General features: G+C 66.2%; 23 protein-coding genes. 6 read left to right on the plus strand and 17 right to left on the minus strand.

Features of this window, described 5'->3' with window-relative positions; translation table 11 throughout:
* Window positions 1–55 precede the first annotated feature (55 nt).
* Window positions 56–457, plus strand: coding sequence for a hypothetical protein (locus Aple_RS44715; protein ID WP_155350871.1), 402 nt, complete (start codon window positions 56–58; stop codon window positions 455–457).
* Window positions 458–505: 48 nt separating this feature from the next.
* Here the strand turns inward: Aple_RS44715 and Aple_RS56550 are convergent, their stop codons facing one another.
* From Aple_RS56550 to Aple_RS44755, 8 genes are all read right to left on the minus strand, one after another.
* Complete coding sequence (locus Aple_RS56550) at window positions 506–703, minus strand: DUF2637 domain-containing protein (protein WP_155350872.1); 198 nt, start codon at window positions 701–703, stop codon at window positions 506–508.
* Between the two features lie 364 nt (window positions 704–1,067).
* Window positions 1,068–1,370, minus strand: coding sequence for a hypothetical protein (locus Aple_RS44725; RefSeq protein ID WP_155350873.1), 303 nt, complete (start codon window positions 1,368–1,370; stop codon window positions 1,068–1,070).
* Window positions 1,371–1,429: 59 nt separating this feature from the next.
* Window positions 1,430–1,858: a hypothetical protein gene (locus Aple_RS44730; protein WP_218038832.1), complete on the minus strand. Its 429-nt coding sequence runs from the start codon at window positions 1,856–1,858 to the stop codon at window positions 1,430–1,432.
* Between the two features lie 99 nt (window positions 1,859–1,957).
* Window positions 1,958–2,143 carry a hypothetical protein gene (locus tag Aple_RS44735; RefSeq protein WP_155350875.1) on the minus strand — a complete coding sequence of 62 codons (186 nt, stop codon included), beginning with the start codon at window positions 2,141–2,143 and terminating at the stop codon, window positions 1,958–1,960.
* A gap of 24 nt (window positions 2,144–2,167) precedes the next feature.
* Window positions 2,168–3,289 carry an ARPP-2 domain-containing protein gene (locus Aple_RS44740; protein WP_155350876.1) on the minus strand — a complete coding sequence of 374 codons (1,122 nt, stop codon included), beginning with the start codon at window positions 3,287–3,289 and terminating at the stop codon, window positions 2,168–2,170.
* Window positions 3,286–4,659 (minus strand): hypothetical protein, encoded by a 1,374-nt coding sequence (locus tag Aple_RS44745; protein WP_155350877.1) that lies wholly within the window; start codon window positions 4,657–4,659, stop codon window positions 3,286–3,288. Before Aple_RS44745 ends, Aple_RS44740 begins: the two co-directional genes overlap by 4 nt.
* A 299-nt stretch (window positions 4,660–4,958) precedes the next feature.
* A complete protein-coding gene (locus tag Aple_RS44750; protein WP_155350878.1) occupies window positions 4,959–5,681 on the minus strand; it encodes a VOC family protein in 723 nt (240 codons plus the stop codon).
* Between the two features lie 157 nt (window positions 5,682–5,838).
* On the minus strand, window positions 5,839–6,510 hold the full coding sequence (locus Aple_RS44755) for a hypothetical protein (protein ID WP_155350879.1): 672 nt from the start codon (window positions 6,508–6,510) through the stop codon (window positions 5,839–5,841).
* A 254-nt stretch (window positions 6,511–6,764) separates the two neighbouring features.
* Here Aple_RS44755 and Aple_RS44760 point away from each other — a divergent pair, with 254 nt between their 5' ends.
* Entirely contained in the window at window positions 6,765–7,685 is a 921-nt protein-coding gene (locus Aple_RS44760; RefSeq protein ID WP_155350880.1) for a hypothetical protein, read from the plus strand.
* Window positions 7,686–7,890: 205 nt separating this feature from the next.
* On the opposite strand, the gene Aple_RS44765 is transcribed toward Aple_RS44760, so the two are convergent.
* The 3 genes from Aple_RS44765 to Aple_RS44775 form a co-directional block, all read right to left on the minus strand.
* On the minus strand, window positions 7,891–8,478 hold the full coding sequence (locus Aple_RS44765; RefSeq protein WP_155350881.1) for a dihydrofolate reductase family protein: 588 nt from the start codon (window positions 8,476–8,478) through the stop codon (window positions 7,891–7,893).
* Between the two features lie 423 nt (window positions 8,479–8,901).
* Window positions 8,902–9,288 carry a hypothetical protein gene (locus tag Aple_RS44770; protein ID WP_155350882.1) on the minus strand — a complete coding sequence of 129 codons (387 nt, stop codon included), beginning with the start codon at window positions 9,286–9,288 and terminating at the stop codon, window positions 8,902–8,904.
* Entirely contained in the window at window positions 9,285–9,713 is a 429-nt protein-coding gene (locus tag Aple_RS44775; RefSeq protein ID WP_155350883.1) for a hypothetical protein, read from the minus strand. The genes Aple_RS44770 and Aple_RS44775 overlap by 4 nt, the downstream gene beginning before the upstream one ends.
* Before the next feature lie 443 nt (window positions 9,714–10,156).
* Here Aple_RS44775 and Aple_RS44780 point away from each other — a divergent pair, with 443 nt between their 5' ends.
* Window positions 10,157–10,585 (plus strand): hypothetical protein, encoded by a 429-nt coding sequence (locus Aple_RS44780; RefSeq protein WP_155350884.1) that lies wholly within the window; start codon window positions 10,157–10,159, stop codon window positions 10,583–10,585.
* Window positions 10,586–10,926: 341 nt separating this feature from the next.
* Window positions 10,927–11,565 carry a TetR/AcrR family transcriptional regulator gene (locus Aple_RS44785; RefSeq protein WP_155350885.1) on the plus strand — a complete coding sequence of 213 codons (639 nt, stop codon included), beginning with the start codon at window positions 10,927–10,929 and terminating at the stop codon, window positions 11,563–11,565.
* Here the strand turns inward: Aple_RS44785 and Aple_RS44790 are convergent.
* The 6 genes from Aple_RS44790 to Aple_RS44815 form a co-directional block, all read right to left on the minus strand.
* Window positions 11,554–13,101 carry a multicopper oxidase family protein gene (locus Aple_RS44790; RefSeq protein WP_155350886.1) on the minus strand — a complete coding sequence of 516 codons (1,548 nt, stop codon included), beginning with the start codon at window positions 13,099–13,101 and terminating at the stop codon, window positions 11,554–11,556. The two genes, Aple_RS44785 and Aple_RS44790, sit on opposite strands and share 12 nt — an antisense overlap.
* On the minus strand, window positions 13,098–13,547 hold the full coding sequence (locus Aple_RS44795) for a hypothetical protein (protein ID WP_155350887.1): 450 nt from the start codon (window positions 13,545–13,547) through the stop codon (window positions 13,098–13,100). The genes Aple_RS44790 and Aple_RS44795 overlap by 4 nt, the downstream gene beginning before the upstream one ends.
* Before the next feature lie 142 nt (window positions 13,548–13,689).
* Complete coding sequence (locus tag Aple_RS44800; protein ID WP_155350888.1) at window positions 13,690–14,274, minus strand: TIGR03086 family metal-binding protein; 585 nt, start codon at window positions 14,272–14,274, stop codon at window positions 13,690–13,692.
* Window positions 14,261–14,743, minus strand: coding sequence for an SRPBCC family protein (locus Aple_RS44805; RefSeq protein ID WP_155350889.1), 483 nt, complete (start codon window positions 14,741–14,743; stop codon window positions 14,261–14,263). Before Aple_RS44805 ends, Aple_RS44800 begins: the two co-directional genes overlap by 14 nt.
* Complete coding sequence (locus tag Aple_RS44810; protein WP_155350890.1) at window positions 14,676–15,071, minus strand: ArsR/SmtB family transcription factor; 396 nt, start codon at window positions 15,069–15,071, stop codon at window positions 14,676–14,678. Before Aple_RS44810 ends, Aple_RS44805 begins: the two co-directional genes overlap by 68 nt.
* A gap of 36 nt (window positions 15,072–15,107) precedes the next feature.
* On the minus strand, window positions 15,108–16,310 hold the full coding sequence (locus Aple_RS44815; RefSeq protein WP_155350891.1) for a low temperature requirement protein A: 1,203 nt from the start codon (window positions 16,308–16,310) through the stop codon (window positions 15,108–15,110).
* A gap of 179 nt (window positions 16,311–16,489) precedes the next feature.
* On the opposite strand from Aple_RS44815, the gene Aple_RS44820 reads away from it, so the two are divergent.
* Both Aple_RS44820 and Aple_RS44825 read left to right on the plus strand, forming a co-directional pair.
* A complete protein-coding gene (locus Aple_RS44820; protein WP_155350892.1) occupies window positions 16,490–18,154 on the plus strand; it encodes a T3SS effector HopA1 family protein in 1,665 nt (554 codons plus the stop codon).
* 292 nt (window positions 18,155–18,446) lie between these two features.
* Window positions 18,447–19,640, plus strand: coding sequence for a family 1 glycosylhydrolase (locus Aple_RS44825; RefSeq protein ID WP_155350893.1), 1,194 nt, complete (start codon window positions 18,447–18,449; stop codon window positions 19,638–19,640).
* Window positions 19,641–19,663 lie beyond the last annotated feature (23 nt).

Genomic DNA, 19,663 nt, shown 5'->3' on the forward strand with positions numbered 1-19,663 from the left:
GGTCCTGGCCGAGCTGACCACAAGCAGTTCAGCACCGGCCGGTGATGCTGAAGTCATGACTGACCTTGAGCACGTGGACCTGGACCTGCTCGCCGGACTCACGGCAGAGCTCGACCCACTCATGTACGGCATCCTCGCCAGTGACGACGTGAAACAGGCGGGCGACTTCGTCGATGACGTGACGCGCCACTGTATGAAATCGCCCTACTTGGAGCACCTGTCGAGTGCGAGCAGCATCTACTGCATCTGGATGGACATCGACGACATCCTCGACGGCTGGCCCGTCGAATACGGGCCCGACAGCAAGGTCCTCGCCCTGCGCGAGTTCAAGCGCGCGGCCCAGGAGTGGCTGGACATGCCGCGGACGCAGGCTGGCCTCCAGGACTACCTGCGGGGGGTCCACTGGCGGCAGCGGGGAGCCTCGCCGGGCGATCACGACGACCTGCGGCAGCCTTGATCATTAACCCTTCTTCACCAGCTCACCCATCCACCATGAGCTACTACTTCAGGATGAAAAGAGCTCCATGATAGTTCCGTCCACAGCGAGCGGGATGAGCACGGCCGCCAGCTGATCCTCACCGTGACGCAGGCACAGCTCGTGTATGTGCCGATACGAGACGACCGCAGCGATCGCTGGTCGGATCGCAACCGACGCTACGGTGGTCCGCTGGATTCGACGCACAGCCAGACGAGAGGGCTCCATGCGCGCTCACCGCCCCCGAACAGGGAGAACGAGCCGGGCGGACGCCGCGAAGGTCATATAGGTATCGAGAGTATCCCCCCACGGACTTGAACTCCCATGAACCAAGATCATCGGTGTGCCCACGTGGGCACACCGGGTCGACAAGAGCCGCGAGAACCGCGCAGAACCCGGCTCAACCTGGTTACCGCGACCAGCGGAAAAGACAAACCCGCAGGTGAGAACCCTATTACCGGTCCGGTTCGATTCCCGTCACCCGCTCTCCTTCTTCAAGGCCCGGGCATGACGGAATCACCTCCGGCACCATGAGGGGGGCAGCCCTTCCGAACTCAGGGTGAATCGAAGCCCCTGTCAGTCCTGGACGGGTTCAGGGCGAGGTGGACTCGTTCAGAGGGCTCACCCGGTCGCGTGCCGCGATAGCCAAGGCGATGAAATCACGAAAACGTGCGAACTCCTCCTGGTCCATCTTCAGTCTCACCCCGCCCGTAACCTGGTCATCACCCCGCCTGGCGCCGAGCCGAACCTTGAACCCATCGCCGTGCGGCTGGACATCCACCCCAAGAAACGCCACGTGGTAGCGGCTGCTCTCGGACAGGCCCCGGAGGAAAATTTCCAGGGTCCTGCCGTCCTGCACCAGGATGTAATCACCGAGCTGAAACTCTGCCGCCATAGCTCCCGCTTCGAAACCGTGTAGATAACAGTGCCCCGACTGTCCCATACGATCGATCGCTACACGCCGAGCTTGTGGCGTACGTATCGGCGATCTGAAGGCCCAAACTCCATGCCGTTCTCGTCGAGGGCGTTGTAGATCGCCACCCGATCCTCCGGGAAGACGAAGCCGACAGCGACCATCCCCTGCGCCATGTCCTCACCTGCCCATTCGAGAAGTTCTACGGCTTGCAGCCGCTGCCCCTCCAACGCGGCCAACTCGCCGGGCACGCCCTCTCGCCACACCAGCCGGAATCCCTCTCCGGCCCAATCCAGCGGCTGAGCCGGATCAACGGTGTTCCACGTGATCGAGATTTCATCGAACCTGTGGTGAACGATCTCGACCTGCTCACCCTCGAAGTCCAGCAGGACCAGCCCGTCAGAGAACCACGCGTCCTCATCGAGATCCCACACCAGCAGAGCACGGGTCAGCCTCCGGCCTTCCAGCATGGCCAGTCTCCGACCATGAGCGGCAGCGACAGCCGAACACCCCCTCAGCCACATCGGCCTGTAGCCAGCGACCCCGAAGTCAAAAATTTGGCGATGATGTCAGATGACGGCGGCCTGGCGGACGCGCTGACGTTCCTCTGTCCGCCGGTCACCCAGGCCCAGACCGCCGAGGAGCGCCGCCGTTCGGACGAGAACGACGCGTACATCGTCAGGCACGAGAACGCGTGCGCCGCCCACCCACGCCACATGCCCAGGATCAAACCGGGCGGTGCGACTGCTCATCATGGTCTTCCCCGGCAAGCCGATCGTCTACAAATGACGTCCGGCCTTGCGGTAAGCGTCCAGGATGTCCTTCCGCAGTAGGTGCCCGAACCCGGCCCGCTCCAGGCGCAGCCCCAGGTCGGCCACGTCGGTGCCGAGTGCCTCCGCCGTCTGCGCCAGATGCCAGTCGTGCTTGGCCAGCCGGTCGAGCAGGTACCCGCGCCGGGACTGCGACTCTGACAGCCGGAAGGTCTTCAGGTAGGCCAGCCGTCCGTCTTCGTCCGTGATCGCCTCGCTGAGGTGGTTCTCCCGGTGTCGTTCGAACGAGGGGAGGAACCGGCGTAACGTGTACCGCCCGATCCGGTGCACCGCCTGCTCGCGCGTCGCGGACTCCAGGACCCCCGCCGCCATGACCGAATCGTGGAACTCCGCCCACTCCTGTTCCCGCAGTACGGCCTGGCCCCGCAGATCGGCCAGCGACGACACCGTGGTTTCGTCGATCACCGCCCGGAAGTCCCTGGCGGGGTAGAACATGGCGTACTCGTAGATCAGCTCGCCGTACATGTCGCGGATGAGTGTGGGGTGCAGGGCCAGGTAGTCCTCCGGATGCGGCACCACGAACGCGCTGGCCAGCGTGTCGCCGACATAGAGCATGAGCCCGCACTGGCCCGGATGGAACTCGAAGACGCGCAGCGCGTCGTCGAGCCCGCGTACCTGCGCCCCCGTGTAGGCGTCCTCGATCCGGGGCGAGAGGCCGTGGTTGACCGCCTGGTGGGTCCACTCCTCCCATGCGATCTCGGGGCCGCCGAAGTGCAGCGCGAGATACCCCTCCATGGCCAGGTGCAGCGGCAGGAACCGCAGCCGGTTCCGGTCCACCCGCCGCGCCATGCGCCGCCGGACCCGGATGCCGATGTGCCGCAGCGGCTGCCCCAGCTGGGTCCCGTACGCCGCCGCCGGCGTGCCGTCCGTGGTCCAGGAGGCGACGAAAGCGTGCGGAATGTAGGAGATATATGACGTCTTGTCCGGCAGGTCGACCAGTGACGGCTCGTCGCCGTAGATCTTGGCGTGCAGGCGCAGGTCCCTGATGGGCTCAGGCCGTACGAGCGGCACCAGCCGCACCGCTCCCCAGGTCTGCGCCGGCCGCGTCTCCAGCCCCGCGAAGTCGATCATCGGCTCGACCCCCGTTCCGCCAGATACGCCTTCAGTTCCGCCAGACCAGTGCGTCCCTCCGCGAACCCGGCCAGCTCCACCAGCGCGGGCATGTCCTCGGCGTCTCTGATGCCCGCCGTCGGCACCATCGGCGAGAGCCGCCGTACCTCGAACTCCTCGGCGTCGAAAACCGGGTTCAGATGCACGATGCTGACCTTTCGCCCCGGGTCGAGCCGGCGCCGCCACACCCGCAGCACCTCCGCGGCCAGCCCCGGCGGCGCGTTGTCCCACCCGTCCGAGACGATGATCAGCCGCTCCGGCCGCAGCTCCAGGGCGTCGATGATCCGCCGCCCCAGCCCCGTCGCCCCCACCGGCCGCGCCCGCAGCGCGTCCGAACGCCCCGACAGCCACAGCCCCCGGTAGGAATCCGCCAGTTCCTTCAGCAGGTAGTGGCAACCGAGCGCGACCGCCAGCGGCCGGCGCCGCTTCACCGGCGACCCGTACGAGGAGAAACTGTCGTCCAGCACCGCGACGACCTTCCCCCACGTCCCCGCGTACGCCCCCGCCGCCCGCGCGGCCGACGCCCGCAACGCGGCCTCCAGTTCGGGCCCCCGCTTGGCCTCCGGCAACGCCAGCGCGTACGAGGCGAGCCGCACCAACGGCATGGAGGCCAGCTCGGCCCGCGTGTCCACGCCCTCCCGCCGCGCGGAATCCGTCAGCCGCAGCCGCTCCAGCCGGGTCAGCCGGGGCGCGATCCGCTCCAGGAAAACCGCCCGGCTGATCCCCCGCCGGGCCGCGAACCCCTCCGCGACCGTGTACGGCAACTCGTACAACGCCGCGCTCTCGTGGTGGGCCCGCCGCCACACCTCCAGGATCGGCGTCTCGAACCGGACCCGCCGGCGCGGCGCGAACAGGAAATCCCCCAGCTCGCCCGCCAGCCGCAGATGCGCGTGCCGCACCGCCGCCTTCACCCCCGACCGGTACTTGACCGCGTCGAAGGCGAGATCCCGCCGCCCGTTCAGCCAGTCCCGCACGATCGCCCGGGTCCGCCGGTTGTTGACCCCGTCCCGCCGCAACTCCCCGAACAGCCGGTACACCCGTCCCGGACTCATCCGCCCCAACCGCCACGCGATCAGCGCGCCGTCCCCCGACCCGGGCTCCCGCAGCACCTTGCGAATGATCATCGCCGCGTTGTGGTCGTTGATGTCCAGGGCCAGCATCGCCGCGTAGACGTCCGGATAATTGCCGTGGATATATTGGTGCAGGAATTCCAGCGAGAACCGCTGTTCCCGCCCCGACTCGTAAAACTCCCGCTGCCCCGTGGACGTGATCGCCGCATTGGCGAAAAGCAGCACGTCCTCGCACTCGATCAGGTCGGCGTACGTCTCCATCGGCCATCCCCCAGCTGTGAACGACCGGCCGGGGAATGGGGGCACGAACTGCGAAGCATCGCTTCAGAGGCGGGTTCCGGAAGTCGCACCGAAGTCCCGCGACCGGTCAGCCTGGACGATATCAGCGCTTTTGGTAATCCCGCCAAACAATAACTCCTCCCCTGGAAAGGCTCAGCCACCGGCAGCGCATCCGCACTGTCGATGAAGAAGGTCCGCCGCCATCGTCGCCCGCGACCCGGCGTTGACGGTCGTCTACGACTGGAGAGTGCGGATCGCCGGCTACCCGGGATCTGTTCGCTCTACCGCGGGGTCAAAACACAGAACTCATGGCCATCGGGATCGGCCATGACCACCCAACTGACCTCGCCCTGACCGATGTCGATGCGCGTTGCCCCGAGGGAGATGAGACGGTCAACCTCCGCTTGCTGATCACCGTCGGCGGGTGGAGCGAGGTCGAAATGCAGCCGGTTCTTCCCGGTCTTCGGCATCAGTGGCGGACCGCCCCAAGTGATCTTCGGCCCGCCGTACGGCGAGCGAATCGCGGTCTCTTGGTCCTGATCCCAAACCAACGGCCAGCCCAGCGCTTCGCTCCAGAAGTACCCGACCTCCTGCGAACCGTCACACGCAAGCGCTCCGATGAATCCGCAGTCGGCGAGGAAGTTGTTGCCCGGCTCGATGACGCAGAACTCGTTGCCTTCAGGGTCCGCGAGCACAACATGAGCATCCTCCGGACCTTGACCAATGTCGATGTGCCGGGCGCCGAGCCCGAGCGCCCTCGCCACCGTCTGCTGCTGGTCCTCGATGGACGTACTCGTCAGATCGAAGTGCATCTGGTTCTGGCCGACCTTCTGCTCCCGAGTTGGAAGAAATCGGATCCGGAACCCGGTGTCATCGCTCGGCAGGAGCGCAATGCCGTCTTGGGGGTCGTCGGCCATCTCCCAGCCCAGGACACCGGCCCAGAAGCGCGCGAGCCGGAGCGGGTCGCGCGCATCGAAGCAGAGCGCGAGAAGCTGACAAGTCATTCCGCTCCGCACCTCCGATCTGCTGATTCAAAACCACAGACAGGGCACGTCCTCCGCGCCCATAGAGAAAATAGCGCGGGTTCGATTCCCGTCACTCGCTCTAGCGTGAAGGGCCAGGTCAGGGAGCTTCCCTGCTTGGCCTTGATTGTGCCGCCATCTATGAACACGGCCTGTCGACGGCGCTGAACCGACAGCACAGCGAACACCAAACCTCGCCCGGCACCAGCGATCCGATCACCTGGGTGAGCAGCAGTTCTTTCAGCTGGCTCAGGCCGATGGCTTCCTTGCTGAAGCAACGAGCGATCCAGACATCGTGATCACGTGTCCACCAGTTGTTGAGCCGAAGGTGGACAGCGGACACTCCGTCGAACCACCACAGGTCCGCCGGGCCTGAGGCCTCGTTGGCTGGTGACGGAAAGTCGGCGCCTGCCAGGACCGGAACGATCCCCTGTGGGGAAGCCAACTCCAGAAGCAGATGCGGCCAGTGCCGCACGGCCGCAAGCAACGCGTGCGCCTCAAGCCGCTGATCAATGCTCCGATTGAGGATCCTGAGAGGCTTGTCCGCGAGAGTTATCCCGGCACGGCCATCCAACAGCACCTCGACGCCCCAGGTCCAATCCCCGTCCCAGATCCCAGGAAAGGCCCACCCCTCGGCTGTGCAGTAGACCGTCGCCTCCCCATCAAGTCCGTATTCCATGCCGTTTACGCCGAGCCCGCCGTACCTCTGCTCAAAAGCGATCATCGCCTCGACAGCTTCATCGGGAGCTTGGATCTCGACGCCGACCCGATCGACGGCACCGGCATTCCTGTTGATCCAATCCACGGGCATCGGGTTCGACCAACGTGCGAACTCGTCCAGGAAGTGGCGGAGGCGAGGCGAGATAGATCGATCCGTCCTTATATGCACGCACCTCAACCTACGACCGCCCCTCACCAGAAGCACGGAGGGTGGCGGTGTAGTGGCGGACCTTCGACGCATCGGTGCCGTAGAGGCAGAGCACGCCGTACTACACGCTGATCACGGCTCCATCCCATCTATAGCAGCGGAGGACGGTAGAACGTTGGCGTCGTAGGCTGCGCGGCATGACCGGCATAGAGGGCGCGGTGGTGTCCGTCCAGCATGTGCTTGGTGACGGGCCGTTCGCGGAGGTTGGCGAGGCGTGCGTGGTCCTGGCCGATACCACCGGTGACTACATCGCCGTCGGCGGCTCGCCAGGTTACCCGCAGTGGGCCGGGCGCGACGTCGCCCAGACCTCTGGCACGGAGGCCTGGGACCGCGTCGGCGTCTACACGGCCGACACGCTCCGGTGTAGGTGGTTGCTGCGGCTGCGCTGGCCCGTCAACGCTCTGGCCTTCCATCCCGAACGACCGATCCTGGCCGTCGGTTCGGGCTCCTACGATGGCGGCTACATGTTCGACGGCGAGCTGATCATCCTCGACCTCGACTCCGGTCGTGGCGTCTCCATCCTCAATGTGTCCCGGGAGGTCACCGGGCTGAGCTGGCGAGACGGGCAGACGCTGGAGGTGACCCTGTCGGTACGTGACGACGACGAGCTGGAAGAGCTCGGCACCTCCGCGGTGACCACCACGATCACGCTGGACGACTGGACGGCCGTCCGCGCGCGTTCGGTGCGCGTCGGCGGCCTCCCGGCCACGCCGGTCGAACGGGTCGACGACACCAACAGGACCACCGCCGAGGCGACCCTGCGCGCCATCGCCTCCGGGATGGGGCTACGGCGCACGGTGCGACGACGCGTGTGGGCCGTCGTGGTGCTCGCGGACGGGCGGGTCCTGGCGTGTCTCGACCAGGTGGCCGCCGAATGCTGGACCGGCGCGGGCCGGCCGTTGTGGTCGGTGCCCACCGACGGCATGGGCTGCCAGATCTTCGTCGATCCCGGTCATCCCGTCGTCCCGCTGTCCCTCGGCACGCACCCGCCCGACACTGTCGTCATCGGCACCCTGGACGGGCGCATCCTCGTCTGCCGCCCAACCTTGAACGGCTGACACGACGTGCCCGTGGCGGTGAATTCTGGCCGGTATGACCGAAAGAACCGACGCCCGTACGAACCAGCTGACAGGAATCCCGCGATTGGTCCAGGCCAGGCCACCCTGCGCGGCCCAGTCGATCGGCTGAGCCGGATCAACCGTGTTCCAGGTGATCGACACATAGAACGCAGGAGGTCTCCGCTCGGCCCGCCCGCCTGACCCCTCAGCGGCGGACTCGGTAGCGGATGTGGGTCGCCTCAGGCGTGTCGACGACCCGCACGATGTCCAACTCGACGCGGGACGGCAGTACGTCGAACAGCCGGCGGCCGCTACCGAACAGCACCGGAATCTGGTGGATCTGCAGCTCGTCCAGCACCCCGGCTTTCAGCGCCCGGTGGGCTGTGTACGCGCCGTGCACCAACACGTCCCGGTCCCCGGCGGCGGCCTTCGCCTGTGCCATCGCGCTCTCGATTCCATCGGTCACGTAGGTCACCAGCGGATAGTTCGCGACCGACGGGCCGGGCGGCCGGTGGCTGGGCACGAAGATCGGCACACCGCGTCCGTGATGATCGCCGCCCCAGTGATCAACCTGCTCTACAGTACGCCGTCCCGCGAGGATCGCCCCGGTCGCGTTGTATTCGTCGGTGAACCGCCCGGCTGTCCCATCCGTCCGGTGCCACTCCCCATCGGGCGTGAGGCCCCATTCGTGCAGCCGGATGAAGCCGTCGCCACCGGGGTTGTCCGGTCCGTCGTTCGGTCCCGCGATGTACCCGTCGAGCGACATCGACATGTAGAGCACTGAAGCAGCCACTTCGACCCCCTTGGTCTCTGGTTCACCCTTTGCGGTAGACCAACGACGACAGCATTCTCATCGGCCGCCCCTTCGGGCCGTTAACGGGCCCTTGCTCCCGGCGAGACCGCGCGGTCAGCCCACCCCTCCATGTTCCGCTCAAGATCCGCCTGGCCGTCGCCGGCTCGGTCGGTCCGTGGAGGTCGCCGTGGTTCGCCAAGGGTGCGCTGAACAACGATGCCCCGATTGATCGCGATGCTGATAGGGGTTCGGGTGAAACCGATCGCATCACTGCCGTACAGGCCTGGGCTAAGGGACAGTTCCTAGACACCGAAACGACGCAATCACCTACGCATCGGCGATCTTCAGGTACGCGCCGCCCCCAGCCTGCTGGCCGGATGCCCCGAAGTCGAACACCTGACGATCCTCTTCCCCGTCACCCGCTCACTCCGGGCTCTCCCGAGGCGTTGATTTCTCTCCGTCGTCATCAAGAGGGTCGAGCAGACCGCAGGCTCCTTCGATGCCTCCTGAGGAGACCAGGTCACGGATCGCAGCCGCCATACGTTCGAACCCGACATCCCTGATGACGATCAAATCTGAGCACCAGAAGTACCGACCGCCGAGACACTCACCCGTGCGCGCGTTCTTGTCCATGATCTGCTGGACTACATCCAGGGTCATGAAGGTCGCATACCGGCGTGAGCCATCGCGGAAGGTGATCGTCGCATCTGCCTGGTCGGCGGTGTCCGGCTCGTATCCTACCCAGGCTGGAATGGTCATCTCGAACTCGGGATCCGTGATGCAGTAGAAGGTCCCGTCGAAAGTGATCACCCTGTTGCCTCTCCCGTAGCCGGCCGCGCCGTCTCGGCGACGATGGCAGCAGTGACGTAGAAATCGTCCGGAGCGATCTGCGTCACCGCATCGAGGCGGACTGCCCGTCTGTTCGCAGTGATCATATGAACCTCCAAGTGCCGATATCTGAGGTCCCGCAACCAGATCCGTTCGAGTTCGGCCGCGATCTCTAGGGTTGGATACCCAGGCGCAGTCCGGCATGTGGTCATGATCAGACTGTCCGTATCGCCGGTAAGGTGAACCGCCACCTCCGTGATCATGGGCGAGTGCCAGAGGTAGACATCGAAGTCGATCGCCATGCCGTCGAGGTCATGCCCATCGCTGGGGGACGACTCGCCCATCACCCGCTGCTTCACGGCGGCAAACTCGGAAGGTCCCACCAGGACAGTGTCCCGTCTCCACATCGCGACATGATCACCGTGCAATTGGGCAGGGTGGCGAGGGAGCAGCCACAATCACTCACAATCAGCCCAACGCCCAGCTCAGCCGCCCCACCTGCCGTACTCGTTACACTTCTCAAGCCGAACAGCGCGGGTTCGATTTCTCGTCACCCGCTCTCGGTACGTACGAAAAGCCAGGCCAGGGACTGATATCCGGCCTGGCTTTGATCGTTTCTAGGCTTCAGTTCGATCTTCCGTGCCCCTCGCGTGCCCGATCCCTCTGGATCCTGCGTGTCTGGCTTGGCTTCCTCTCGTCCTTCAGGATGTGCTCGGCGGGCTTGCTGAGCGCGTCGGCCTGAGGCGCGGATCATGGTGTGTGGAGAAGTCGTGCAAATGATGTGTAGGTGCGTCGGGAGATCTGGTCGTGTCCCACCTACAGCCACGAAACTGCACGTATGCGTCCCGCGATGAAGACGCCCCGCTGGGCCAAGGGGGCCGTCATCATGGCATTGCTCGGATGGCTTGGGCTGGCCATCGTGTCCTACCTGTCGCTGCCGATGTTCCAGACGATCTGGTGGTTCAGCAAGCTCATGACTGCGGCGGCCTGGATACCGGCCGCTCTATGGTCCTTCACCGCGGTGATGACCTACCTGACGTTAAAGGCGTACGTCCGATCCTTCGCCGTGCTGGTGATCGCAGTGCTCCTAGGCGTGGTCATCTTCAGGATTGACTGGCAGGCCCTCTACATCGACAGTCAGTTCAAGTTCCACCGGGATGAGTTCGCCGCTCTGGCTGCGGAGAACAAGCTCAGCCGACCACTCACGGTGCCATGGTGGATGAAGTACCTGTCGCTAGACGGCCAGGTACGACACCTTCCGGTGTTCGAAGACACCTGACGTGCGGAGACCGGCGTGGGGATCGCCTATCTACCGCACCCGCCGACCTCCGAGACGATCGTCCAGACCGCTTCCGGTGACATCGGCAAACCCGTCCGAGACCTGGGCAACGGCTGGTGGTGGGTGGAGTAGTTCAGATGCAGCAGTGCGAGGCGACAGCGTCCAGCCGGTCCGTCCGCCCAGATGCCGTCGAGTGCCTAGCGCAAAACCTGTCGGCGGGCCACCACTAGCCTGTGCGTGCCGGGAATGGACTCACTGCGTCAGAATTTCGCGGCGTACCGGGCCGCTGATGATCCATGCGCGCGCATCGTCGAAGCAGGTGGGTGTGATTCGATGATGGTGTGCGCACTCGTGACCCCCGCCCGAACCTTGATCGTGACCGCATTGTGCGCACGGCGTTGGCGGTGATCGACCGTGATGGGGTCGCGGGGTTGACGATGCGCAAGTTCGGGGCCGAGCTCGGTGTGGATCCGATGGCGGTCTATTACTACTTGCCGGACAAGGGTGCGTTGTTCGATGCGGTGGTGGAGGCGGTCCACGACGAGATGGGGGAGCTGGAGGTTGGGCCGGACGCGACGTGGCAGTCGGTGGTGTGGGAGGCGTCGCAGCGGATGCGGACGGTGCTCCGGCGGCACCCGCACACGGTTCCGTTGATCGGCACTCGGCCCGTGCTGTCGCCGAAGATGCTGGCGGCCAGCGATCGGTTGATCGGGCAGCTGGTGGATACCGGTTTGACCGCGGCGACCGCCCTGAACATTTTGGCTTGCGTGCGGGCCTTCACGATCGGCTATCTGTTGATCGAGGTCGGTGTGCCGGCCGGGCCGCCGATCGAGAAGGCGGGAGAGGTGGGGGACGTCATGGCGGGCTATCCCGCGCTGGCGGCGGGCATGGCGCAGGGCTACGACCCGGATCGGCAGTTCGATCTGGGGTTGCGCGCGCTCGTGGATGGCTGGGTGGCCTCGGCCGGTTCAGGTCACTGAGAAGTTGCCCATCATCATCATGTCCTCGTGTTCGAGGTTGTGGCAGTGGAAGACGTATGTGCCGGGATAGTCGGCGAACGGGATGATGATTTCGGCGAGTTCTCCTGGTAGCAGGTCGAGGGTGTCTTTCCAGCCGTGATCAGTTGGTCTCGGTTCGCCGGTGCCGCGGGCGAGTACCTGGAAATGGCTCAGGTGCAGGTGTACCGGATGGTGCAGGTCACCGACGAGTTGCCAAATCTCGGTGGAGCCCAGGCGTGGGCGGGCATGGATGTGATCTGGGTGATAAGGCTCGCCGTTGATGAGCCAGCGGTGCGTTCCGTTGACGTCCTGCGATTGGAACACCATGCTGCGGGTCACCGTCGCGTCGGAGCGCAGCAGGGTGGGATAGTCACCGGCGAGGCGTTCGGGGATCCGCGTGTCGTCGGATGCCCTGTCGCCTACGCGGAACCGCATCACCAAGCCGGTGCGGTCGTCGCCGAACTCGTTGATCAGCGTGACACGCTGACCGGGTGCCCAGCGAGAGAAGTCGACGATGACGTCCATCCGTTCGGCCGGAGCGAGATCGATGTGGTCGTGCGTGATCGGGGCGGGCAGCAGGCCGCCATCCGAGGCGATCTGGACCAGCGTGCCGCCGCCGGGCGGCGGCGGATCGAGGCGCAGCCGGTACCGGCGGGCGTTGGACGCGTTGAGCAGCCGAAGCCGGTAGCGGGCGCCGTCCACATCGGTGACCGGCCACGGTTGCCCGTTGACCAGGATCACGTCGCCGAGGACACCGGCCTGGTAGGGCGGGGTGACACCGGGAGTGTCCAGCAAGTCGTCCGACACGCTGGGATACAGCAGCGAACCGTCGCGGTCGAAGGCCCGATCGGCGATCATCAGCGGGAGATCACGAGGTCCGCTGGGGAGCGGCAGCGCCTCCTCTTCATCGTCAGTGATCAGATGGAAACCGGCGAGGCCACGCCACACTCCAGGACCGGTGAAGTCCATTCGGTGATCGTGATACCAGAGCGTGGCCGCAGGCTGGTTCATCGGGTACTCGTACTGGCGGTGCCTAACCGTCACCGCCCCGGCGTGATGACCGCGGTGGTCACGCATGGCCTCGGGCAGGAGGAAGTCCGTCGGGTACCCGTCGTGAGCGGCGGGGGTGTGTCCCCCGTGCAGATGCACCACCGTCGGGACCGGCAGTTCGTTGCGGTGCGTCACCGTGACCGGCCTGCCCCGCCGAGTGCGCAATGTCGGTCTCGGAAAGATGCCGTTATATCCCCAGATAGGAGTCGACACGCCGTCGAGAATGTCGGCCTGCCCGACCCGCTGCACCACGTCGTAACGCTCCCCATCGGTGACCGACGTCGGCCGCAGGACCGGTGGCACCGTGAGGCGTCGGGTGAAGGGCGCCGGCAATGCCCTGCGGCTCCGCAGCAGCGTGCCGGTGGACGACGATCCGCTGACCCCGACGGTCAGCGGGATCCCCAATCCGAGGACACCGGCGCCCAAGGCCGCGCCCACCAGCAACCGGTGGCGGCTCAGCCCGCTCACGCGTCAGCCCCCGGCGGCGCGCGCCACGCCCAGACCGCCACCGCGGTCGCGGCCATGATGATCGCCACGCCCAGCGGAATGTGCAGCGTGAGGATCCGTCCGAAACCGAGCGAATTCTGAGTCGAGGTCAAGCCCAGCAGCCCGACCACGAACACCACCGGCCACCACGACCGGCGACCCCACACCGTGATGATCAGCGCTATCGGGATCGCCAGGATCAGCAGCATGTCGATGACCGCGGCAGTGTTCTGATGCGCCAACAGCGATGAATACGTTCCGGACAGAAACTGGCCAGCGAGGATCGGCTGCAGATAACACAGTGCCGCCACCAAAGAGACGATGACCCGGTAAGGCCACAGAAACCAGCGGACGTCACGCCGCCGCCTCAGGGTCTGCTCATCAACGTTCATCACCCAGCCCGGTCGGCCATGGAGTCCGGTGCGCATGGCACACGCCCTGGCCTCCTTTTCTACGGTGTAGAAATAGCCTACCATCGCCGTTCAGCGGTGGCCGGCGCCTCTCCTCCGTTTCCAGGGGTTCGACCTCAAGACACCGCGTGATCGATCGTTGTGACATGTGTGAGGCAGATCACTCCACCGGCTCGGCGTTCCTCCAGAACGGGTCCCGGCCGATGAAACCCAGCAGTTTGGTCTGGGTATCCGCATCGCCGGGTACGTCGACTCGGGCGCCGTACTGGCCGGAAGAACGGAGAATCTGCTCCATCTGCTCCATCCCGCCGAGGAGTTGAGCGCAGAAGTCGGGGTCCAGCCGGTCGTCCTGGCCGGTGGCCCGGGAAAGATCCCAGGTGTGCATGAACACGTCGGCGGTGTAGAACTGGTCGATCGCGGTCGCCAGCGGCACGCGGCCGATGTGCGGGTTGGTGAGCTCCCGGTGCGCCGTCTCCGGATCGTCCAGCACCGCCTGCACACCGTCGCAGTGAACCTGCCACGCGGCGACCGGGTTCTCGTCCACTGACGGTCCGCGGGACAGTTCGATGCCGGCACCGGAGGCAAGGAACCCAGGGAACCAGTCGGTCAGGTGTCGTACGACGTCGCGGGCGGCCCAGTCGGCGACCGGGGATGGCACGTCCCAGGATCGGGTGCCGCGGACCCGGTCCGTGAACAGCCCGGCAACCTGGCGGTGCCGCTCGGCCGGGCGGTCAGACAGCGCCATCGATGATCATCCGTTCCAGCTTCGCGTAACCCTCGTTGACACCGACTTCCATACCGCTGCGCAGCCACGCGTCGCGGCCTTCGAAGCTGTCGACCAGCGACTGCGTTCGTAGCCGCGTACGGCCGTCGCCCAGGTCCTCGAACCACAACGTCTCCAGCGCGACTCCGTCGGGATCGCCCTCGAATGTGAAGGTCTGCACGATACGGTCCGGCCGTACCTCGTGGAAGCAGCCGCGGAACGCGTACTCCGTGCCGTCGTGCACCGAGACGTACCGCCAGCTGCCGCCGGTGGACGCGTCCCAGTGCTCGATCCGGGTGGCCATGGCGTTGGGGCCCACCCACTGGGCGAACAGCACGGGATCGGTGTGGGCGCGGAAAAGGTGCTCGGGTGTTGCCGCGAAGTCACGAGTCATCCGGATGACCGGCACTTTCGGGTCGGCTTCGATGGCTGTCTCTGTGATCCTGTTCATGCTCGTCTCCCTTCATCGCCGCCAGGACGGCGTCGAGGCGGCGGTAACGCTGCTCGGCGCGCCCCCGGTAGCGCTCGATCCAGGTGTCCATCAGGTCGAAGGCCTGCACCTCCAGGTGCACCGACCGGGGCTGCGGCCCTCGCGGCCGGCTGACGAGCCCGGCGTCCTCGAGCACCCGCAAGTGCTTGTAGACGGCCTGCAGCGTCATCCTGTACGGCTCCGCCAGCTGGCTCACGGTCGCGTCGCCCTCCGAGAGCCGGGCCACCATGTCGCGCCGGGTCGGATCCGCGAGAGCGGCGAAGACTCGGGACAGCGTGTCCGCGGTCATCCGCCCTCCAGTTTCAACTCAATAGTTTAAAGAACCCTAGGCCGTAGCTCGCCCGTCCGTCAACCTGCGCATCACCGCGGGGTAACTCACCTGCCAGTACGCCACCGCGAGCAGCCCCACCACGATCCACCAGGCCGCCAACCCGCCCCCGAAGACCGCCAGCAGCACGGGAACCAGGACGGCGGGCAGGGCCCAGCCGAGCAGCCAGCGCAGCGGGGCCCGGGCGGCGGCGCCCAGCACGGCGGAAGTCAGGAAGTAGGCGGTCATCCCGCCGCAGAGGGTCCACCGTACGGCGGCGGCGAGGTGGCCGTCGGCGTGCTCGGCCAGGGCGCCCAGCCCGGCGGCGGTGGCCGCGACTCCGGCGGTCATCGCGAAGTGGGCGGGCAGCGTGATCCGGGCCCGCAACCCGCCGAACCCGGGCACCGCGGCGGCGCCGTACTCCAGGGTGAGCCACCACAGGCAGACCAGCAGGCCGAACCCGGCCAGCGCGGCGACGCTGAAGGCGGGCGTCCAGCTGATCTCGCCCGCCGCCACCACGACCTGCATGACCGCCTCGCCGAGCACGATGATCACGAACAGCCCCAGCCGCTCGCCCAGGTGCGGGACGTTGAGCCGGGCCCCGGCCGGGAGCACGATCCGCCGAGGCACCCGGCCGCGCAAGTAGGCCCGCTCACGCCGGCGGTGGGCCTCGTCGCGCAGACCGGCCAGCCTCTGCTCGGGATGACGGCTCTGCAGGTACGAGATGAGGATGTCGGCCGCCGTGCCGAGGCCCCAGAGCCAGTATCGGCCGGGCGCCGGCACCCAGATCGAGATCAGCCAGGGTAGGAGGCCCGTGCCGTACTGAGCGGCGGGCCAGGCGCCGAGGAAGGTGCCGGTCCGGCTCCAGGTGCGGGTGGCGAGCACCCGGCAGGCCACGTACGCGATGGCGAACGCGCGCGCCCGGTCCCCGGCGGCTTCCGGGATGGCGGCGGCCATCACCGCGATGCCGAACATGGCGATCAGCATGGACTGGCGGCGGGTGCGCTCCCCGGCCACGTTGGCGTAGAGGGTGAAGCTGGTCCAGACGCTCCACACCGCGTAGTAGAGCACGATGAACAGGCCCGCGTCGGCGAGTCCGATCGGGTGGCCAGGGCTGGGGTGGAGCACGTGCGCCAGCTGGGCGACCGCGACCACGATGATCAGATCGAAGAACAGCTCAAGCCAGCTGGCATGCCGCTCCGGAACCTCCTGCTCAGCCATGACCTGCAAGGTACTGGCATGGGCGGTTCACGCCAATTCGTACCAGGGGATGCCAATGTCACCCTTCCGGTGGGTGGCCTGCCTCCACCCGATCGGCGATCATGATTCGGCCGCTTCGGGGGACCCGGCACTCTCGTGAACGCCGGGTTCATTCGCACCACGCCCGCTAGGAGGCGGCCATGCACCGTCAGCGAACCAAGCCCAAGAAGAAGGCCGGCTCCACATCCGGGTCGGAGGAGGAGCAAGGTTCCATAGCTCCGGCCCGTACGCCAGGTCAGGACCTTCCCACGCCGATCGTGCTGGCCCAGACGCCCACCATCGCGACGACGAAGCCGCTGCCGGAGCCTCCGGTGAAGTTCTCTCGGCCTGCCCTGGAGATCCAGGAGCCCGATCCGCAGCGTACGACTCCGCGACCTCTTCAGCTCGTCCGTCGAGAGCCCAAGGTGCGGCCGACGCGCATCATGCTCCGGCAAACCCCCGACGGCCCTGTCGAGTTTCCGATGCGATACGCGCCGCTCCTCCAAAATCCGGGGGAAAGCACCACCACGTCGTCTGACGAAGAGCCACTGGTCACCCTGACGCCATCCATCCAGCCGCGTTCGCGGCAACCGGTGCTGAACACGACGCCCTCACTCACGCCGCCGAAGAAACAGCCGGTCCAACTGCCGAGCACATCGCTCACCCCGAAGAAGCCGGCGCCGCAGATTCTGAGCAATCCCAGCAGGCTGGGGATCGGGCCGACCGAATCCTCCCCCGCCCCCCGAGAGCGCAAGATGCGGCGGGAGAAGGTCCAGCGTTTCGAGGAGTCCGACGTCAGCGGGCCGGAGCGGCCGGCGAGGCTGACGACCCGTGAGGAGGGTGGCCCGTCGCAGCGGACGAGGTCCCCCAGCGGGAGATCGCAGACGCTGGCCTTGACGAAGCGACGCGGAACCCGGCTGGAGGACATGGACCGGCAGGACGAGACCCGCTACCGCTTGAATGCGGCCCGCGACATGGCGTTCGTCCAGTCTCTCTACAACGACCTGTTCCTCGACGGCGTACTCGCCGCCGACACCAGGACAGTGCAGCAGGACATCTACCGGAGGCTGGGCTTCAGCGCACTCGGCTACCTGGAAAAGGCGATCACGGAAGCGGAGGTCTTCCAGCTCATCGCGGGCGCCGGGCCCGGGACGTACAACGTCGTCAACCAGCTCATGGCGTTGGCTGGCACGGATATTCGTGAGGCGCTGAAGATCGGGGACTATGTCTCCTTCTCGAATGCCCGGTATCCGGGCTTCCGCGCTACCCAGGAGCAACGGCAACGCCGTCTCATCGTGAACGTCGCCAACCAGCAGGCGAGTATCAAGATCATGCAGGGGCTCCTGCCGCTGTTCAACGACAAGACCGTCGAAAGGTACTTCAAGGAGGTCAAGGTGTTCCTCTCCACCGTGGCCCTGCCTCTGGAGGATGTGAAGAACGACAAGCTCGTCGTCTACTACGACGTCGGCCCGGTCCAGGAGGACAGCAGCGACTACGTCGGCGACCAGCTCGCGACCATGATCTACGCCATGATCCAGCCGGGGGACGTCGACGAGACGATCACACCGTTCTACTCCGAGCTGATGCCCGCCGTCTCCTGGGCCGAGGACGCGCTGGACTTCGCACCCGAGTTCAGGGGGCTCAGCTTCACCCAGTCCCGCGCCCTGGCCATCGCCACGGCGATGCGATTCGCGGACGACAGGTGGGACAAGACAGGCGAGACGGTCGGCAGCGCCGAGGACTTGATGAAGCTCATCCAGATGGCCTTCATGGTGCACGGCATCCACCCGGCCATGCCCCACCGCCACAAGCCCTCGACCATGTGACGTCCCACCTCATAGATTCCTACGCACACATGTGACCGAAGAAGCCGGGCCCATTGCATGTGTCCTTAACAGCACCATTACACGGCGCTCCATGTGTTGACGTTGACATGCATATGGTGTTACACACATATGACTCGCGCGGGAACACCCGACACCGCGCGACGTGAGATAGCGCGATCACCGAACTACGCCACGGCGTTGGACCGTGGCGTGGTCCCGCCCCGATCAGGTCTTGAGCTTCAGGGACCCACGTCGGCCGGTGATCGCGTGGACGTGACACCGAGGAGTGACGATGCATCGGATCCCGCTGCCGCCTGGCTTCCTGTGGGGCGCCGCCACGTCGGCGCATCAGACGGAGGGGGCCAACGAGAACAGCGACTGGTGGGCCCTGGAGAACATGCCGGGTTCCTTCTGCGAAGAACCCAGTGGGCAAGCCGTGGACAGCTTCCATCGGTGGGCCGAGGACATGGATCTGGCAGCCGATGCGGGCCTGCGCGACTACCGCTTCAGCATCGAGTGGGCGCGCGTCGAACCAGAACCGGGCGTGTTCTCGGGTGAGGCTCTGAAGCACTACCGGCACATGATCGAAGGAGCACTCCAGCGTGGTCTGCGTCCATTGGTGACCCTCCACCACTTCACCTGTCCCGCGTGGTTCGCAGGCTGGGCCGATCCGGCGGCGCCGGATCTCTTCGCCCGCTACGTAGCTCAGGTGGCCGGGATCCTCGATGACGTCGAGCACGTGGCCACGATCAACGAACCGAACGTGGTAGCGGCCTTCCCCCGGCTCCTCGCCCAAGGGCCGGGTGGGCTCGCCAAGGGCCTTCCCGAGCCGGAGGAGACCATCGCGGAGGGGCTCGTCTCCGCGCATCGCCAGGCCCGGCACGTGCTGCGGACGGCACTCCCCGAAGTCCAGGTCGGCTGGTCCATTTCAGTTCAGGACTATCAGCCGGATCCCCCAGCAGTCGCGGCAGCCGCCGCGTACTTGTATCCGCGCCAGACCCGCTTTCTCCTGGAGTCGCGCGATGACGACTGGGTCGGAGTGCAGGCGTACACACGGGTCCGTCTTGTCCTGGATGGAGATGTCGCGCGGCCGGCCGCACCCGTTTCGTCGGCGCAGCGCACGCAAACCGGCTGGGAGTACTATCCCGCGGCCTTGGGCGGAGCGGTGCGGGAGGCGGCCCGTGTCGTGGGAGCCGTTCCTGTCATCGTCACCGAGAACGGCGTGGCGACCGGCGACGACGATCAACGCATCGCTTATACCCACGGAGCGTTGACCGCGCTGGCGGCGGCGCTGGATGACGGGATCGACGTTCGGGGCTACTTCCACTGGAGCCTGCTCGACAACTACGAGTGGGGTAGCTGGGGTCCGACGTTCGGCCTCGTCTCTGTCGACCGCGGCACCTTCGTGAGGTCACCGAAACCGTCGTTGGCGTGGCTGGGCAGGGTCGGCACATCGGGGCTCATCCCATCCCTGGAAGAACGATGAGCGGCTGCTGCAATCCAGAACGG

Source organism: Acrocarpospora pleiomorpha (genome assembly GCF_009687885.1).
GTDB lineage: Bacteria > Actinomycetota > Actinomycetes > Streptosporangiales > Streptosporangiaceae > Acrocarpospora > Acrocarpospora pleiomorpha.

Bases quoted from the DNA above. Each gene is read 5' to 3' on its own strand.
- Aple_RS44755 (WP_155350879.1), bottom strand. From the start codon at position 6,510: ATGCCCGTGGATTGGATCAACAGGAATGCCGGTGCCGTCGATCGGGTC.
- Aple_RS44780 (WP_155350884.1), top strand. From the start codon at position 10,157: ATGAAGACGCCCCGCTGGGCCAAGGGGGCCGTCATCATGGCATTGCTC.
- Aple_RS44815 (WP_155350891.1), bottom strand. From the start codon at position 16,310: ATGGCTGAGCAGGAGGTTCCGGAGCGGCATGCCAGCTGGCTTGAGCTG.
- Aple_RS44775 (WP_155350883.1), bottom strand. From the start codon at position 9,713: ATGTGGAGACGGGACACTGTCCTGGTGGGACCTTCCGAGTTTGCCGCC.
- Aple_RS44725 (WP_155350873.1), bottom strand. From the start codon at position 1,370: ATGGCGGCAGAGTTTCAGCTCGGTGATTACATCCTGGTGCAGGACGGC.
- Aple_RS44825 (WP_155350893.1), top strand. From the start codon at position 18,447: ATGCATCGGATCCCGCTGCCGCCTGGCTTCCTGTGGGGCGCCGCCACG.
- Aple_RS44810 (WP_155350890.1), bottom strand. From the start codon at position 15,071: ATGACCGCGGACACGCTGTCCCGAGTCTTCGCCGCTCTCGCGGATCCG.
- Aple_RS44745 (WP_155350877.1), bottom strand. From the start codon at position 4,659: ATGGAGACGTACGCCGACCTGATCGAGTGCGAGGACGTGCTGCTTTTC.
- Aple_RS44740 (WP_155350876.1), bottom strand. From the start codon at position 3,289: ATGATCGACTTCGCGGGGCTGGAGACGCGGCCGGCGCAGACCTGGGGA.
- Aple_RS44730 (WP_218038832.1), bottom strand. From the start codon at position 1,858: ATGCTGGAAGGCCGGAGGCTGACCCGTGCTCTGCTGGTGTGGGATCTC.
- Aple_RS56550 (WP_155350872.1), bottom strand. From the start codon at position 703: ATGGAGCCCTCTCGTCTGGCTGTGCGTCGAATCCAGCGGACCACCGTA.
- Aple_RS44715 (WP_155350871.1), top strand. From the start codon at position 56: ATGACTGACCTTGAGCACGTGGACCTGGACCTGCTCGCCGGACTCACG.
- Aple_RS44805 (WP_155350889.1), bottom strand. From the start codon at position 14,743: ATGAACAGGATCACAGAGACAGCCATCGAAGCCGACCCGAAAGTGCCG.
- Aple_RS44800 (WP_155350888.1), bottom strand. From the start codon at position 14,274: ATGGCGCTGTCTGACCGCCCGGCCGAGCGGCACCGCCAGGTTGCCGGG.
- Aple_RS44820 (WP_155350892.1), top strand. From the start codon at position 16,490: ATGCACCGTCAGCGAACCAAGCCCAAGAAGAAGGCCGGCTCCACATCC.
- Aple_RS44750 (WP_155350878.1), bottom strand. From the start codon at position 5,681: ATGACTTGTCAGCTTCTCGCGCTCTGCTTCGATGCGCGCGACCCGCTC.
- Aple_RS44760 (WP_155350880.1), top strand. From the start codon at position 6,765: ATGACCGGCATAGAGGGCGCGGTGGTGTCCGTCCAGCATGTGCTTGGT.
- Aple_RS44795 (WP_155350887.1), bottom strand. From the start codon at position 13,547: ATGCGCACCGGACTCCATGGCCGACCGGGCTGGGTGATGAACGTTGAT.
- Aple_RS44735 (WP_155350875.1), bottom strand. From the start codon at position 2,143: ATGATGAGCAGTCGCACCGCCCGGTTTGATCCTGGGCATGTGGCGTGG.